We start from the raw sequence: 14,604 nt of genomic DNA, 5'->3' as shown, positions 1-14,604 counted from the left end.
GTTCATGAGCGAAGTACCACGCCGCTGTCGTCTTCCCAGTACACGTAGACCTGGTCACCCCAGGTCGGGCGCTGGCCACGGCGTTCGGCGTTGGCCACGAACGACTGGACGATCTTGCCGCTGGGCAATTCCACATAGAACACCGAGTGGCCACCGAGGTAAGCGATGTCATGCACCTTGCCGCTGGACCAGTTGTATTCGCAGGTCGGCATGGTCGGGGTCACCAGCAGTTTTTCCGGACGGATCGCGTAGGTCACGGATTTGTCCTGCACCGAAGTGCTGATGCCGTGGCCGACGTAGATCTGGCGGTCCAGGTCCTTGCAGGTGATGGTCGCGTGGCCTTCGGCGTCGTCGATCACTTCACCGTCGAAGATGTTGACGTTGCCAATGAATTCGCAGACCAGGCGACTGGTCGGGGTTTCGTAGATGTCGATCGGGCTGCCGATCTGGGCAATCCAGCCCAGGTGCATGATCGCGATGCGCTCGGCCATGGTCATGGCCTCTTCCTGGTCGTGGGTCACCATGACGCAGGTTACGCCGACGCGCTCGATGATCTCGACCAACTCCAGCTGCATTTGCGAGCGCAGCTTCTTGTCGAGTGCGCCCATGGGTTCGTCGAGCAGCAACAGCTTCGGCCGCTTGGCCAGCGAACGCGCCAGGGCCACACGCTGACGCTGACCACCGGACAGTTGATGAGGTTTGCGTTTGGCGTACTGGCTCATCTGCACCAGCTTGAGCATGTCCGCCACGCGGGCATCGACTTCAGCCGCCGGCAGCTTGTCCTGCTTGAGGCCGAAAGCGATGTTCTGCGCCACGGTCATGTGCGGGAACAAGGCGTAGGACTGGAACATCATGTTGATCGGCCGCTCGTACGGCGGCATGTCGGTGATGTCCACACCATCGAGGAAAATCCGCCCCTCCGTGGGCCGTTCGAAACCTGCGAGCATGCGCAGCAAGGTGGACTTGCCCGATCCCGAACCGCCGAGCAAGGCGAAAATCTCGCCTTTCTTGATTTCCAGGGACACATCGTCCACGGCAATCGTCTCGTCGAACTTCTTCGTGACCCGGTCGATTTTGACCAACACCTGTTTAGGTGACTGGTCGCCCTCGAGGGCTTTCTTATAGGCGCCGGAGGCAACTGCCATTTACGAAACTCCCAACAAAATTGCAGTTCGCTCGAGGTGAGCGAACCTTGGATAGTTTGAGCTTGAAGCTATTTACCCGACTTGACCTTGGTCCAGCTGCGGGTCATCAAACGTTGAATGTTTGGTGGTAACTCGACGGACACGTAGGTTTTGTCGAGGACGGCTTGCGGTGGATAAACCGCTTCGTCGGTGCGTATGGACTGTTCCATCAGTTTGTCCGACCCGGGGTTAGGGTTGGCGTAGCCGACGTAATCACTGACCTGGGCGATCACCTCAGGTTTCAGCAAATAGTTGATGAAGGCGTGGGCTTCCTTGACGTTGGCCGAGTCTTTTGGAATCGCCAGCATGTCGAACCACAGCGCGCCGCCTTCCTTGGGAATCGAGTACACGATGTCCACGCCTTTCTTGGCTTCAGCCGCGCGATTCTTCGCCTGGAACATATCGCCGGAGAAACCGATCGCGATGCAGATATCGCCGTTGGCCAGGTCTGCGATGTATTTGGAGGAGTGGAAATAGGTGACGTAAGGCCGGACGGCGAGCAACTTGGCCTCAGCCTTTTTGTAATCTTCGGGGTTGGTGCTGTTGGGATCGAGGCCCAGATAGTTGAGAACCGTCGGCATCATTTCATCGGCGGAATCGAGGAACGCCACGCCGCAACCGCGCAGCTTCTTGATGTTTTCCGGCTCGAATACCGCAGCCCAGGAGTCGATCTTGTCGACGCCCAGCGCAGCCTTGATTTTTTCCGGGTTGTAACCGATGCCGTTAGTGCCCCACAGGTACGGCACGGCGTACAGGTTACCCGGATCGTTTTGCTCAAGACGCTTGAGCAGCACCGGATCGAGGTTGGAATAGTTCGGCAACTTCGACTTGTCGAGCTTTTGGAAAGCGCCCGCCTTGATCTGTTTGCCCAGGAAGTGGTTGGACGGCACGACCACGTCATAGCCCGTACGCCCGGCCAGCAACTTGCCTTCCAGGGTTTCGTTGGAGTCGAAGACGTCATAGACCGGCTTGATCCCGGTTGCTTTCTGGAAGTCGGCCAGGGTGGTCTCGCCGATGTAATCGGACCAGTTATAAATATGCACGGTGCCGGCAGCCTGGACAGTGGCGGCAAGCGCCAGTCCAGCGCCACACAGCATGGCATTGCGCAACAAAGAAGAAATAGGCAAGTGGAGGTCCTCTAAAATTAGTTGGGCCCAAGTTGCCCCGCGTTACATGACAGGCATGGCTGCCCAGCAACAAAACCGGCGCGCAACTTACCCTCGAAAAACCGTTCCAGCAAAACTTTTATCAACATCCATGTGGGCATCTTTTGAAATGCCCGTGGATATCCGTGTGGGAGCGAGCCTGCTCGCGATGGTCGTCAATGATGACGAGGGGTGCCTGACACCCCGTGGTGTTCCTTCGTCCATCGCGAGCAGGCTCGCTCCCACAAGGGGGGTTTACTTACTTACCGGATTTGATCTTGGTCCAGCTGCGCGTCAGGATCCGCTGGGTCGCGGCCGGCAAGTCGGCAATCGCGTACAGCTTGGCCTGCACGTCGGCCGGCGGGTAGATGCCCGGGTCCGCAGTGATGTCTTTATCCACCAGCGGCGTGGCAGCCGCGTTACCGTTCGGGAAACGTACGGCGTTGGTGATGGCCGCCATGACTTCCGGCTTCTGCAGGTAGGTCATGAACTTGTAGGCGCCTTCGACGTTTTCGGCATCTTTAGGGATGGCGACCATGTCGTAGAAGCTGCCGGCACCTTCTTTCGGAATGTTGTAGCTGACTTTGACCTTGTCACCGGCTTCAGCCGCGCGGGACTTGGCCTGGTACACGTCACCCGAGTAACCCACGGCGACGCAGATGTTGCCGTTGGCCAGGTCGGAGATGTATTTGGACGAGTGGAAGTAGGCGATCGAAGGACGGACTTTCAGCAGCAGGGCTTCAGCCTTGTCGATGTCTTCTTTCTTCTGGCTGTCGGTCGGCAGGCCCAGGTAGTGCAACGCCGCCGGAATCATCTCGGTTGGCGAATCCAGCAGGCTGATGCCACAGGATTTCAACTTGGCGGCATTTTCCGGCTTGAAGATCAGGTCCCACGAATTGGTCGGCGCATCGGCGCCCAGTGCAGCCTTGACCTTCTCGGCGTTGAAGCCGATACCGATCGAGCCCCACATGTACGGGAAAGCGTGTTCGTTGCCCGGGTCGCTCACCGATACCGCTTTGAGCAGGTCAGGGTTCAGGTTTTTCCAGTTCGGCAGCTTGGACTTGTCCAGCTTCTGGTAAACGCCGGCCTTGATCTGCTTGGCCAGGAAGTTGTTCGACGGTACGACGATGTCGTAACCGGACTTGCCTGCCAGCAACTTGGCTTCGAGGGTTTCGTTACTGTCGAAAACGTCGTACACCACCTTGATCCCGGACTCTTTCTCGAAGTTCGCGATGGTGTCCGGAGCGATGTAGTCGGACCAGTTATAGACGTGCAACACCTTGTCGTCCGCCTGAACCGCGCCCGCCATAATGCCCATCAGGGACATGGCGAGAAGTGTCTTGCCAGCAAGCTTTTTTCCTAATGCCTTCATGCGTAATGCTCCAAATTTTTCTTTTTTGAACCACTTTGTTCAGCGGCCGAACCCGGACAACTGGAACCGCGGCTAGTCTGGCAAGATCCGAGGCGGTCTTTCAAGGAAAGGCCGCCCTTTACGGTTGCCCCAAGCGAAAGTTTCATCTCTGCCGCTCAGAGCCTAGCACTTAGCCCTGCAATGCACTGAGGGTCAGGTCCAGACACTTGCGTGCCTTTGTTACCAGCTCATCGATCTCGGCCTTGGTGATTACCAGCGGCGGAGCAATGATCATGGTGTCGCCCACGGCGCGCATGATCAGACCGTTGTCGAAGCAGAACTGGCGGCAGATCATGCCGACGCCCTTGCCTTCGTGACGCTTGCGCGTGGCCTTGTCCTGAACCAGTTCGATGGCCCCCAGCAGCCCGACCCCACGCACTTCCCCCACCAGCGGGTGATCGTTCAGTTCCCGCAGACGCTTTTGCAAATACGGTGCCGTTTCCGCGTGGGCGCGCTCGATAATTTTTTCTTCGCGCAGGATGCGGATGTTTTCCAGCGCCACTGCCGCCGCCACCGGGTGCCCGGAATAGGTGAAGCCGTGGTTGAAGTCGCCGCCTTCGTTGAGCACGGCCACCACTTCGTCACGCACGATCAGCCCACCCATCGGGATGTAGCCCGAGGTCAGGCCTTTGGCGATGGTCATCATGTCGGGCTTGAGGTCGTAGAAATCGCTGCCGAACCACTCGCCGGTGCGACCGAAACCGCAGATCACTTCGTCCGCCACGAACAGGATGTCGTACTTGGCGAGGATTTCCTTGATGCGCGGCCAGTAGGTCTCTGGTGGAATGATCACGCCACCGGCGCCCTGGATCGGCTCGGCAATAAAGGCACCGACGTTGTCCACGCCAATGTCCAGAATCTTCTCTTCCAGCTGGTTGGCCGCCCACACACCGAACTCTTCCGGTGTCATGTCGCCGCCTTCGGCGAACCAGTACGGCTGGGCGATGTGCACGATGCCCGGAATCGGCAAGTCGCCCTGTTCGTGCATGTACGTCATGCCACCCAGGCTCGCGCCGGCCACGGTGGAACCGTGATAGCCGTTCTTGCGGCTGATGATGACTTTCTTGTTCGGCTGGCCCTTGATCGCCCAATAGTGGCGGACCATGCGCAGCATGGTGTCGTTGCCTTCGGAACCGGAACCGGTGAAAAACACGTGGTTCATGCCTTCCGGCGCGATGTCGGCGATGGCCTTGGCCAGTTCCAGCACCGGCGGGTGAGCGGTCTGGAAGAACAGGTTGTAGTAAGGCAGTTCGCGCATTTGCTTGCTGGCGGCATCGGCCAGTTCATCGCGACCGTAGCCGATTGCCACGCACCACAGGCCGGCCATGCCGTCGAGGATCTTGTTGCCTTCGCTGTCCCAGAGGTACACGCCCTTGGCATTGGTGATGATCCGCGGGCCTTTCTCTTTCAGCTGCTTGAAGTCGCTGAACGGGGCCAGGTGGTGATCGTTGCTCAGGGTTTGCCATTCACGGGTTTGCGGATTGTTGCTGGTCATACAAATCTCCTAAAAAAATCAGGTGAAAGCGCCGCCCGAAAACGACGGCGCCGGCGCATCAGACGGCGAAAAGCAGGAATTCCCGTTCCCACGAACTGATCACGCGCTTGAAGTTTTCATGCTCGGCCCGCTTGACCGCGACGTAGCCCGTGATGAATTTCTTGCCCAGGTATTTTTCGATGGTCGCGCTGTTTTCCATGCGCTCCAGCGCGTCTTCGATGGTCAGCGGCAGGCGCAGGTTGCGGCGTTCGTAGCCACGCCCCACCACCGGCGCACTCGGGTTCAGGCCTTCGACCATGCCGATGTAACCGCAGAGCAGGCTCGCGGCGATCGCCAGGTACGGGTTGGCGTCGGCACCCGGCAGGCGGTTTTCCACCCGACGGTTTTGCGGCCCGGCATCCGGAACCCGCAGGCCCACGGTGCGGTTCTCTTCGCCCCACTCCACGTTCACCGGTGCCGAGGTGTCCGGCAGGAAGCGGCGGAACGAGTTGACGTTCGGCGCGAACAGCGGCAACAGCTCGGGGATCAGCTTCTGCAGACCACCGATGTGATGCAGGAACAACTGGCTCATGGTCCCGTCGTCATTGGAGAAGACGTTCTTGCCGGTCTCGAGGTCGATGATGCTCTGGTGGAGGTGCATTGCACTGCCCGGCTCGCCGGTCATCGGCTTGGCCATGAACGTCGCCGCCACGTCGTGCTTCAGTGCGGCTTCGCGCATGGTGCGCTTGAAGATCAGGATCTGGTCGGCCAGGGACAGGGCATCGCCGTGACGGAAGTTGATCTCCATCTGTGCCGTGCCGTCCTCGTGGATCAGCGTGTCGAGGTCCAGCTCTTGCAATTCGCACCAGTCATAGACGTCTTCAAACAGCGGATCGAATTCGTTGGCCGCTTCGATCGAGAACGACTGACGACCGATTTCCGGGCGGCCGGAGCGCCCGATGGGCGGCTGCAACGGGTAATCCGGATCGTCGCTGCGCTTGGTCAGGTAGAACTCCATCTCCGGCGCCACGATGGGCTGCCAGCCTTTATCGGCATAGAGCTTGAGGACTTTCTTGAGCACGTTGCGCGGCGACAGCTCGATCGGGTTGCCTTGCTTGTCGTAGGTGTCGTGGATCACCTGGGCGGTCGGCTCGATGGACCAGGGCACCAGGTACACCGCGTTCTGGTCGGGACGGCAGATCATGTCGATGTCCGCCGGGTCGAGCAGCTCGTAATAGATGTCGTCTTCGACATAGTCGCCGGTCACGGTCTGCAACAGAACGCTCTCGGGCAGGCGCATGCCTTTTTCCGCGATGAATTTGTTGGTCGGCGAAATCTTGCCCCGGGTGATCCCGGTCAAGTCGGCGATCATGCATTCGACTTCTGTGATCTTGTGGTCTTTCAACCAATCGGTGAGCTGGTCGAGGTTGTGACTCATAAATGCCTCTAGGCTTTGAGTTTCCTGACTCTCGCAAGTCAGGCAATGTTTGACGCATGGGCGTCGCGTTGAAATGCATGTCAACGACAGGCTATCGTGTTTTCCCCGAAGCGCACGGCGGATGCCGGGCGTGCAGAATCGCGAGCGGAGCGCCGGGTGATAGCCAGGCCGCTATTGTGAATCGGTTCTATATTGAATGAAGTAACCGTAATGGGGGTGCCATCGGCGGCGTCCAGAATATCGGACGGTAAAACGTGTTTCGTCAGCGCGGGGAAACGAGCCGACAGGCCCTGAGCCGGTGAGGCCACGGCGCAGAGGAAACGATCGCCACTGATGTGATAAGCATGCAGACCCATCTGCCTGGAGCAGATGGCGACGCCGATTAACGGCAGGCGAGACATGAAGCACCCCGGTATTATTGCTGTTATGGGTTTGAATCGAGCTTAGCCTTGTTCATTTTTTTACACAACACCCCCGTAAAAAATACAACACGGCCCGCTCAAGCCCGCGGACGGCAAAGTGTTCCAAGGCATAAAAACGCCCCAAAGTGCCTCAAAAAAGCCCCACAGGCGCTTTTTTAGGGCAAAAAAGGCCTCGCTTGACTTCGGCATGCCGTTCGGGTTGACTGAAACCCGAAGAGATCAATGATTGATATTTTTAACAACAAAGGTGTTGCATCATGTCGGTACCCCCGCGTGCCGTTCAGCTTAACGAAGCGAACGCGTTCCTTAAGGAACATCCTGAGGTTCTGTACGTTGACCTTCTGATTGCGGATATGAATGGTGTGGTGCGCGGCAAGCGCATCGAACGCACCAGCCTCCACAAGGTTTACGAGAAAGGCATCAACCTGCCGGCCTCTCTATTTGCTCTGGATATCAATGGCTCGACAGTGGAAAGCACTGGCCTGGGCCTGGACATCGGCGATGCTGACCGAATCTGCTATCCAATCCCTGACACCCTGTGCAATGAGCCTTGGCAAAAGCGCCCGACCGCGCAATTGCTGATGACCATGCACGAACTCGAAGGTGAACCTTTCTTCGCGGATCCCCGTGAAGTACTGCGTCAAGTTGTGACCAAGTTCGACGATATGGGCCTGACTATCTGTGCCGCGTTCGAACTGGAGTTCTACCTGATCGACCAGGAAAACGTAAACGGTCGCCCGCAACCTCCGCGCTCGCCGATTTCCGGCAAACGCCCGCACTCGACACAGGTCTACCTGATCGACGACCTCGACGAATACGTCGACTGCCTCCAGGACATCCTGGAAGGTGCGAAGGAGCAAGGCATCCCGGCCGATGCCATCGTCAAGGAAAGTGCCCCGGCGCAGTTCGAAGTGAACCTGCACCACGTGGCCGACCCGATCAAGGCCTGCGACTACGCGGTCCTGCTCAAGCGCCTGATCAAGAACATCGCCTACGACCATGAGATGGACACCACCTTCATGGCCAAGCCTTACCCAGGCCAGGCGGGCAACGGTTTGCATGTCCACATTTCGATTCTCGACCGAGACGGCAAGAATATTTTTGCCAGCGAGGATCCCGAGCAGAACGCCGCGCTGCGTCACGCGATCGGCGGTGTGCTCGAGACCCTGCCGGCGCAGATGGCTTTCCTCTGCCCGAACGTCAACTCGTACCGTCGTTTCGGCGCACAGTTCTACGTGCCGAACTCGCCGTGCTGGGGCCTGGACAACCGTACCGTGGCGATTCGCGTACCGACCGGCTCTTCGGATGCCGTACGCATCGAACACCGCGTTGCCGGTGCCGACGCCAACCCGTACCTGTTGATGGCGTCGGTCCTGGCGGGCGTGCATCACGGCCTGACCAACAAGATCGAGCCGGGCGCGCCCGTGGAAGGCAACTCCTACGAGCAGAACGAGCAAAGCCTGCCGAACAACCTGCGCGATGCACTGCGTGAGCTGGACGACAGCGAAGTCATGGCCAAGTATATCGATCCGAAATACATCGATATCTTCGTGGCCTGCAAGGAAAGTGAGCTGGAGGAGTTTGAACACTCCATCTCCGACCTTGAGTACAACTGGTATCTGCATACCGTTTAAGCGGTTGCAGTAAAAAGAACGCCGCAGGCCTCACAGCTTGCGGCGTTTTTTTATGGGAGCTCTGTGAAACCGAGGCGCCTGCTTCGCGAGCAAGCCCGCTCTCACACCGGTCCAGTGTGGGAGCGGGCTTGCTCGCGAAGGCGGCCTACGAGACAACATCCAACCCTGCTCGTACAATGCCCGCTGCCCCGCAGGAGACTCCAATGACGCGCACCGCCACCGCTCGCAAACCCCGCGCCCGCAGCCAGGCCCGGATCGATTCGATACTCGACGCCGCCCGCACGCTGCTGGCCGCCGAGGGCGTGGCCAGCCTGTCGATCTACAGCGTCGCCGAGCGCGCGGAGATCCCGCCCTCCTCCGTCTACCACTTCTTCGCCAGCGTTCCCGCCCTGCTCGAGGCGCTGACCGCGGACGTGCACGCCGCCTTCCGCGCCTGCCTGCAAGCCCCCATCGACCACGACGCGCTCGGCGACTGGCGCGACCTGTCGCGGCTGGTGGAACAGCGGATGCTCGACATCTACGACGAAGACGCCGCCGCCCGCCAACTGATCCTCGCCCAGCACGGGTTGACCGAAGTCACCCAGGCCGACCGCCAGCACGACATTGAACTGGGCGACTTGATGCACAAGCTGTTCGATCACCACTTCGAGCTGCCGCGGCTGCCGGCCGATGTGGATGTGTTTGCCCTGGCGATGGAGCTGGGTGATCGCGTGTACGCCCGCTCAGTGCAGCAGCATGGGCAAATCACGCCACGCATGGCCGAGGAAGGCATGCGGGTGTTTGATGCGTATCTCGGGTTGTATTTGCCACCTTATCTGGCCAAGCGCTGAGATTTTTATTGGCTCTACGGGCCTCATCGCGAGCAGGCTCGCTCCCACAGTGGTTTTGCGCCGGGCACAGAACCTGTGGCCACTAAAATCTCCTGTGGGAGCGAGCCTGCTCGCGATGGGAACCCCACCGACCTCACTGATTCACACCCACAAAAAACCCCGAAGGGCTCAAGCCTTTCGGGGCTGTGTGTACCGCATGCGATCACAACTTGGCGATCGACACCTCGGTGGATTTCACGAACGCGATTACTTCGCTGCCAACCACCAGCTCCAGCTCTTTCACCGAGCGAGTGGTGATCACCGAAGTCACGATGCCGGAAGCGGTCTGTACGTCGATTTCCGACAGCACGTCACCCAGTACGATTTCCTTGATCGAGCCTTTGAACTGGTTACGAACGTTGATGGCCTTGATAGTCATGATGTTGATTCCTGTCGTTGGATGAGGCGTGAGTTATTGCGCCCAACGCAATTGCGTAGGCAAGGGTGAAACGGGTTCCGGTTCCGGTGGCTCACCGGGCAGCGCGAGGACGCGGTTGAGGACTTCGGTTTCCAGCGTCGCCAGCCGATGGGAGCCGCGGACCCGAGGGCGCGGCAGCTCCACCTGCAGGTCGAGGCCGACCTCGCCCTCTTCGATCAGGATCACCCGGTCGGCAATCGCCACCGCTTCACTGACGTCGTGGGTCACCAGCAATACGGTGAAACCGTGCTTCTGCCAGAGCCGCTCAATCAGCTGCTGCATTTCAATTCGGGTCAGGGCATCCAGTGCGCCCAGCGGCTCATCAAGCAACAGCAAGCGCGGTTGATGGATCAGCGCGCGGGCCAGGGCCACCCGTTGCTTCTGGCCACCGGACAGCGCCGCCGGCCATTCATTGGCACGGTCCGCGAGACCGACCGACTCCAGCGCTTCCAGCGCCTGCGCACGCCAGTTGCCCTTGAGCCCGAGGCCAACGTTGTCGATGACCTTTTTCCAGGGCAGCAACCGCGCTTCCTGGAACATCAACCGGGTGTCTTCCCGGGCATCGCTCAACGGCGCGGAGCCGGCGAGCAGTTCACCGCCGGTGGGTTTATCGAGGCCCGCGAGCAAGCGCAGCAACGTACTTTTGCCGCAACCGCTGCGCCCCACCACGGCGACGAACTGGCCGGCCGGTATGTGCAGGTCGATCTCGCGCAGCACCTGCCGCGAACCAAAGGTTTTTTGCAGCTTGCGTACCGCCAGCGGAATACCGCGCAGCAGGCGTGGAGGCAGAGCAGTCATGCGGCACCTCCCTTGACGACCTGATAGGCCGGGTGCCAGCGCAGCCACACGCGTTCAAGTCCACGGGCCGCGAGGTCGGCGAGTTTGCCGAGCACCGCGTACATCAGGATCGCCAGCACCACCACGTCGGTCTGCAAAAACTCCCTGGCATTCATTGCCAGGTAGCCAATGCCGGAACTCGCGGAGATGGTTTCGGCGACGATCAAGGTCAACCACATGAACCCCAGGGCAAAGCGCACCCCCACCAGAATCGAAGGCAGCGCCCCCGGCAGAATCACCTGACGGAACAGGCTGAAACCGGACAGGCCGTAGCTGCGCGCCATCTCCACCAGCGCCGGATCGACGTTGCGGATGCCGTGATACGTATTGAGGTAGATCGGGAACAGGGTGCCGAGGGCGACCAGGAAGATCTTCGCCGACTCGTCGATGCCGAACCACAGGATCACCAGGGGAATCAGCGCCAGGTGTGGCACGTTGCGGATCATCTGCACCGAACTGTCGAGCAGGCGTTCGCCCCACTTCGACAGGCCGGTGATGAAACCCAGTGCCAGACCGATGCTGCCGCCAATGGTGAAACCCAGGGCCGCGCGCCAGCCGCTGATCGCCAGGTGCGTCCAGATTTCGCCGCTGCGCACCAGGCTGACGCCGGCTTCGATGACGGCGACGGGGGCCGGCAGAATCCGTGTCGACAACCAGCCCGCCGACACCGACAACTGCCACACCGCCAGCAGCAACACCGGCAACGCCCAAGGCGCAAGGTTGTGGATGATTTTCTTCATGGCGCGCCTCAGCTCTGGGACGCAGCTTTGGGAAGAATGTCGTTGGCCACCATCTCGCCGAACGGACTGACGTAGTTGGCGCCCTTCGGCAGCTCCGGTCGTTCGATGTCCAGGTGCGGAAACAGCAGTTCGGCGACCCGGTACGACTCCTCCAGGTGTGGATAACCGGAGAAGATGAAGGTATCGATGCCCAGGTCCGCGTATTCCTTCACGCGGGCAGCCACGGTTGGGCCGTCGCCGACCAAGGCAGTACCGGCACCACCGCGCACCAGGCCGACGCCGGCCCACAGGTTGGGGCTGACTTCGAGGTTATCGCGGCTGCCGCCGTGCAAGGCCGCCATGCGCTGCTGGCCGACCGAGTCGAAGCGCGACAGGGACGCCTGGGCTCGGGCAATGGTCTCGTCGTCCAGGTGCGAGATCAGTCGGTCGGCCGCTTGCCAGGCTTCGGCGTTGGTTTCACGAACGATCACATGCAGACGGATGCCGAAGCGCACCGTGCGCCCGAGCTTGGCGGCTTTGGCGCGCACTTGCTCGATTTTCTCGGCGACGGCGGCCGGTGGCTCGCCCCAGGTCAGGACCATTTCCACCTGCTCTGCCGCGAGGTCCTGCGCCGCTTCCGAAGAGCCACCGAAATACAGCGGCGGACGCGGTTGCTGGATCGGTGGATAGAGCAGCTTGGCGCCCTTCACACTGATGTGCTGACCGTCGTAATCGACGGTTTCGCCTTCCAGCACGCGGCGCCAGATGCGGGTGAATTCCACCGAAGCCTGATAACGCTCTTCGTGACTCAGGAACAAACCATCACCCGCCAATTCTTCCGGATCACCGCCGGTAACCAGATTGAACAGCGCGCGACCGCCGGACAGGCGATCCAGGGTCGCGGCCTGACGCGCGGCCACCGTCGGGGAAATGATCCCGGGGCGCAACGCGACAAGGAATTTCAAACGCTGGGTCACTGGGATCAGCGACGCCGCCACCAACCACGAGTCTTCGCACGAGCGACCGGTGGGAATCAGCACCCCGCCGAAGCCCAGGCGATCCGCCGCTTGCGCGACTTGTTGCAGGTAACCGTGGTCAACGGCGCGAGCGCCTTCGGCGGTGCCAAGGTAATGGCCGTCGCCGTGGGTAGGCAGGAACCAGAAGATATTGAGGCTCATGGAGTGGTCTCCTTAGGGAATCGAATTACTGCGCTTTGGCAACGGCTGCCGGTGGCGTCCAGATCACGTCTTTGATGCTGAGCGGCTTCGGAATCAGCTTGAGCTGGTAGAAGCTGTCGGCGATTTTCTGTTGCGCGGCGACCACGTCGGGGGTCAGGAACAGCGCACCGTAGCCCTGGCGTTTCACCGAGGTCAGGGTGATGTCTTGCGGCAGCCCGAGCAGTGGCGAAACTTGTTTGGTCACGTCCTCAGGATTGGCCTTGGACCATTCGCCAACGGCACGCACTTCTTCCACGAGGGTCTTGATCACCTCAGGATTTTTCTGTGCGTAGGGCTTGGTCGCGAGGTAGAACTGGTGGTTGTCGACGATGCCCTGGCCATCGCGCAGGGTGTGCGCTTGCAGTTGCTGTTCGGCGGCAGCCTGGTACGGGTCCCAGATTACCCAGGCATCGACGCTGCCCCGTTCGAACGCGGCGCGGGCATCGGCCGGCGGCAGGAATACAGTCTGGATGTCGGTGTATTTGAGGCCGGCGTCTTCCAGCGCGCGGACCAGCAGGTAGTGAACGTTAGAGCCTTTGTTCAGCACGACTTTCTTGCCCTTGAGGTCCTTCACCGATTTGATCGGCGAGTCCTTCGGCACCAGGATCGCTTCGCTGTGGGGCGCTGGCGGCTCGTAGGCGACGTAGAGCAGGTCAGCCCCGGCGGCCTGGGCGAACACTGGTGGTGTTTCGCCGGTAACGCCGAAGTCGATCGAGCCGACGTTCAAGCCTTCGAGCAGCTGCGGGCCGCCGGGAAACTCAGTCCATTGCACGTCCACGCCTTGGGCGGCCAGGCGTTTTTCCAGGGTGCCCTTGGCCTTGAGCAGGACCAAAGTGCCGTACTTTTGATAACCGATTCGCAACGTTTCGGCTTGAGCTTGAGTAATGGCGCCGAGGGACACAGCCGCAACAAACAGAGCGACCAGACCACGACGCAAAATGACAGTGCGCATTGCGCTCTCCTTTTTGCAGTTGGGTTTTGGCTGCACCTGCTTGGCCGTTGGCGGCTGAGTAAGGTGAGTACATCAAGTTTGGGGTAAGGTTTAAATGCTCCAGCGAGCACTCAACAGGCGTTCATTCAACACGTTCGGATCGAGCGGCTTGGGCCGGCGCGCCATGGCGCTGAAAAACAGCTCCAGGGATTCGCTCAGTCGTTCTTCAAGCTCAGGCGCCAGTTGCGCCAGCGCGCTGCCTTCGCCGTAAGCGATCTGACTGTCCACGGCGAAAATCCCGTGGAGCATCTCTTGGGCTTTCAACGCCGACAGCACCGGCTTCAGCGCGTAGTCCACCGCCAGCATGTGGGCGATGCTACCGCCGGTGGCCATGGGCAACACGACTTTGTGCGCGAGTGCGCGTTCCGGCAGCAGGTCCAGCACGGTCTTCAATGCGCCGGAGAACGACGCCTTGTAGACCGGGGTAGCAATCAGCAAGCCGTCGGCGTTTTCAATCTGTTGCAGCAGGTCGATCACCATCGGGCTGTCGAAACGTGCGTGCAGCAAGTCTTCGGCCGGGAAGTCCCGTACCTGATAACTCACCACCTCTACACCTTGCTCCTGCAACCAGCGTTGTGAACGGTCCAGCAGCACCCCGGAACGGGAGCGCTGGCTGGGACTGCCACCGAGTGAGACGACCAGCATTCAGAATTCCTTGGACGTTTGGGCGATTCGCAACGTGCGATCTCGCTTCGATGGGGAGACCATAACAGGGGATTTATATATCTTTAAATCATATTTATTCATTTGGTTATTCGATATGGAGATATGACAGGTGTCGTTTTCCAAGCATAAAAAAAAGGCCGTCGAAACGGCCTGAAATCCCCTGCTTTGTGGATGCTGTT

General features: G+C 60.0%; 14 protein-coding genes. 2 read left to right on the top strand and 12 right to left on the bottom strand.

Annotated features, from left to right (window positions below):
- Window positions 1–2 precede the first annotated feature (2 nt).
- From NTD84_RS23115 to NTD84_RS23090, 6 genes are all read right to left on the bottom strand, one after another.
- Window positions 3–1,145: an ABC transporter ATP-binding protein gene (locus tag NTD84_RS23115; RefSeq protein ID WP_157714327.1), complete on the bottom strand. Its 1,143-nt coding sequence runs from the start codon at window positions 1,143–1,145 to the stop codon at window positions 3–5.
- A 68-nt stretch (window positions 1,146–1,213) separates the two neighbouring features.
- On the bottom strand, window positions 1,214–2,311 hold the full coding sequence (locus NTD84_RS23110) for a polyamine ABC transporter substrate-binding protein (protein WP_315975572.1): 1,098 nt from the start codon (window positions 2,309–2,311) through the stop codon (window positions 1,214–1,216).
- 277 nt (window positions 2,312–2,588) lie between these two features.
- Entirely contained in the window at window positions 2,589–3,701 is a 1,113-nt protein-coding gene (locus NTD84_RS23105; protein ID WP_262170392.1) for a polyamine ABC transporter substrate-binding protein, read from the bottom strand.
- A gap of 169 nt (window positions 3,702–3,870) precedes the next feature.
- The gene (locus NTD84_RS23100; RefSeq protein WP_262170389.1) at window positions 3,871–5,235 is read right to left on the bottom strand and encodes an aspartate aminotransferase family protein; all 1,365 of its coding nucleotides are present in this window, start codon (window positions 5,233–5,235) and stop codon (window positions 3,871–3,873) included.
- 58 nt (window positions 5,236–5,293) lie between these two features.
- Window positions 5,294–6,652: a glutamine synthetase family protein gene (locus NTD84_RS23095; RefSeq protein WP_262170387.1), complete on the bottom strand. Its 1,359-nt coding sequence runs from the start codon at window positions 6,650–6,652 to the stop codon at window positions 5,294–5,296.
- An 80-nt stretch (window positions 6,653–6,732) separates the two neighbouring features.
- Window positions 6,733–7,053: a glutamine amidotransferase gene (locus NTD84_RS23090; RefSeq protein WP_262170385.1), complete on the bottom strand. Its 321-nt coding sequence runs from the start codon at window positions 7,051–7,053 to the stop codon at window positions 6,733–6,735.
- 278 nt (window positions 7,054–7,331) lie between these two features.
- Between NTD84_RS23090 and NTD84_RS23085 the strand changes: the two genes are divergently transcribed.
- Entirely contained in the window at window positions 7,332–8,708 is a 1,377-nt protein-coding gene (locus tag NTD84_RS23085) for a glutamine synthetase family protein (RefSeq protein ID WP_262170382.1), read from the top strand.
- Between the two features lie 203 nt (window positions 8,709–8,911).
- Entirely contained in the window at window positions 8,912–9,538 is a 627-nt protein-coding gene (locus NTD84_RS23080; protein WP_262170379.1) for a TetR/AcrR family transcriptional regulator, read from the top strand.
- Between the two features lie 202 nt (window positions 9,539–9,740).
- Here the strand turns inward: NTD84_RS23080 and NTD84_RS23075 are convergent, their stop codons facing one another.
- The 6 genes from NTD84_RS23075 to ssuE form a co-directional block, all read right to left on the bottom strand.
- The gene (locus NTD84_RS23075) at window positions 9,741–9,956 is read right to left on the bottom strand and encodes a molybdopterin-binding protein (protein ID WP_003229256.1); all 216 of its coding nucleotides are present in this window, start codon (window positions 9,954–9,956) and stop codon (window positions 9,741–9,743) included.
- 33 nt (window positions 9,957–9,989) lie between these two features.
- Window positions 9,990–10,793: an aliphatic sulfonates ABC transporter ATP-binding protein gene (gene ssuB, locus NTD84_RS23070; RefSeq protein ID WP_262170378.1), complete on the bottom strand. Its 804-nt coding sequence runs from the start codon at window positions 10,791–10,793 to the stop codon at window positions 9,990–9,992.
- Entirely contained in the window at window positions 10,790–11,572 is a 783-nt protein-coding gene (gene ssuC / locus NTD84_RS23065; protein ID WP_262170376.1) for an aliphatic sulfonate ABC transporter permease SsuC, read from the bottom strand. Before ssuC ends, ssuB begins: the two co-directional genes overlap by 4 nt.
- An 8-nt stretch (window positions 11,573–11,580) precedes the next feature.
- A complete protein-coding gene (ssuD, locus tag NTD84_RS23060; protein ID WP_262170374.1) occupies window positions 11,581–12,729 on the bottom strand; it encodes an FMNH2-dependent alkanesulfonate monooxygenase in 1,149 nt (382 codons plus the stop codon).
- 25 nt (window positions 12,730–12,754) lie between these two features.
- On the bottom strand, window positions 12,755–13,720 hold the full coding sequence (locus NTD84_RS23055; RefSeq protein WP_262170373.1) for a sulfonate ABC transporter substrate-binding protein: 966 nt from the start codon (window positions 13,718–13,720) through the stop codon (window positions 12,755–12,757).
- A gap of 90 nt (window positions 13,721–13,810) precedes the next feature.
- On the bottom strand, window positions 13,811–14,404 hold the full coding sequence (gene ssuE, locus NTD84_RS23050; protein ID WP_262170372.1) for an NADPH-dependent FMN reductase: 594 nt from the start codon (window positions 14,402–14,404) through the stop codon (window positions 13,811–13,813).
- Window positions 14,405–14,604 lie beyond the last annotated feature (200 nt).

The organism is Pseudomonas sp. 14P_8.1_Bac3 (assembly GCF_025466085.1).
Classification (GTDB): domain Bacteria; phylum Pseudomonadota; class Gammaproteobacteria; order Pseudomonadales; family Pseudomonadaceae; genus Aquipseudomonas.
Note: the sequence above shows the minus strand (reverse complement) of the source record. Positions and strands in the feature narration are given on the sequence as shown.

Coding starts and splice junctions, on each gene's coding strand:
- ssuE (WP_262170372.1), bottom strand. CDS start 14,404: ATGCTGGTCGTCTCACTCGGTGGCAGTCCCAGCCAGCGCTCCCGTTCC.
- NTD84_RS23055 (WP_262170373.1), bottom strand. CDS start 13,720: ATGCGCACTGTCATTTTGCGTCGTGGTCTGGTCGCTCTGTTTGTTGCG.
- NTD84_RS23100 (WP_262170389.1), bottom strand. CDS start 5,235: ATGACCAGCAACAATCCGCAAACCCGTGAATGGCAAACCCTGAGCAAC.
- NTD84_RS23090 (WP_262170385.1), bottom strand. CDS start 7,053: ATGTCTCGCCTGCCGTTAATCGGCGTCGCCATCTGCTCCAGGCAGATG.
- NTD84_RS23095 (WP_262170387.1), bottom strand. CDS start 6,652: ATGAGTCACAACCTCGACCAGCTCACCGATTGGTTGAAAGACCACAAG.
- NTD84_RS23105 (WP_262170392.1), bottom strand. CDS start 3,701: ATGAAGGCATTAGGAAAAAAGCTTGCTGGCAAGACACTTCTCGCCATG.
- NTD84_RS23115 (WP_157714327.1), bottom strand. CDS start 1,145: ATGGCAGTTGCCTCCGGCGCCTATAAGAAAGCCCTCGAGGGCGACCAG.
- NTD84_RS23080 (WP_262170379.1), top strand. CDS start 8,912: ATGACGCGCACCGCCACCGCTCGCAAACCCCGCGCCCGCAGCCAGGCC.
- NTD84_RS23075 (WP_003229256.1), bottom strand. CDS start 9,956: ATGACTATCAAGGCCATCAACGTTCGTAACCAGTTCAAAGGCTCGATC.
- ssuC (WP_262170376.1), bottom strand. CDS start 11,572: ATGAAGAAAATCATCCACAACCTTGCGCCTTGGGCGTTGCCGGTGTTG.
- ssuD (WP_262170374.1), bottom strand. CDS start 12,729: ATGAGCCTCAATATCTTCTGGTTCCTGCCTACCCACGGCGACGGCCAT.
- NTD84_RS23085 (WP_262170382.1), top strand. CDS start 7,332: ATGTCGGTACCCCCGCGTGCCGTTCAGCTTAACGAAGCGAACGCGTTC.
- ssuB (WP_262170378.1), bottom strand. CDS start 10,793: ATGACTGCTCTGCCTCCACGCCTGCTGCGCGGTATTCCGCTGGCGGTA.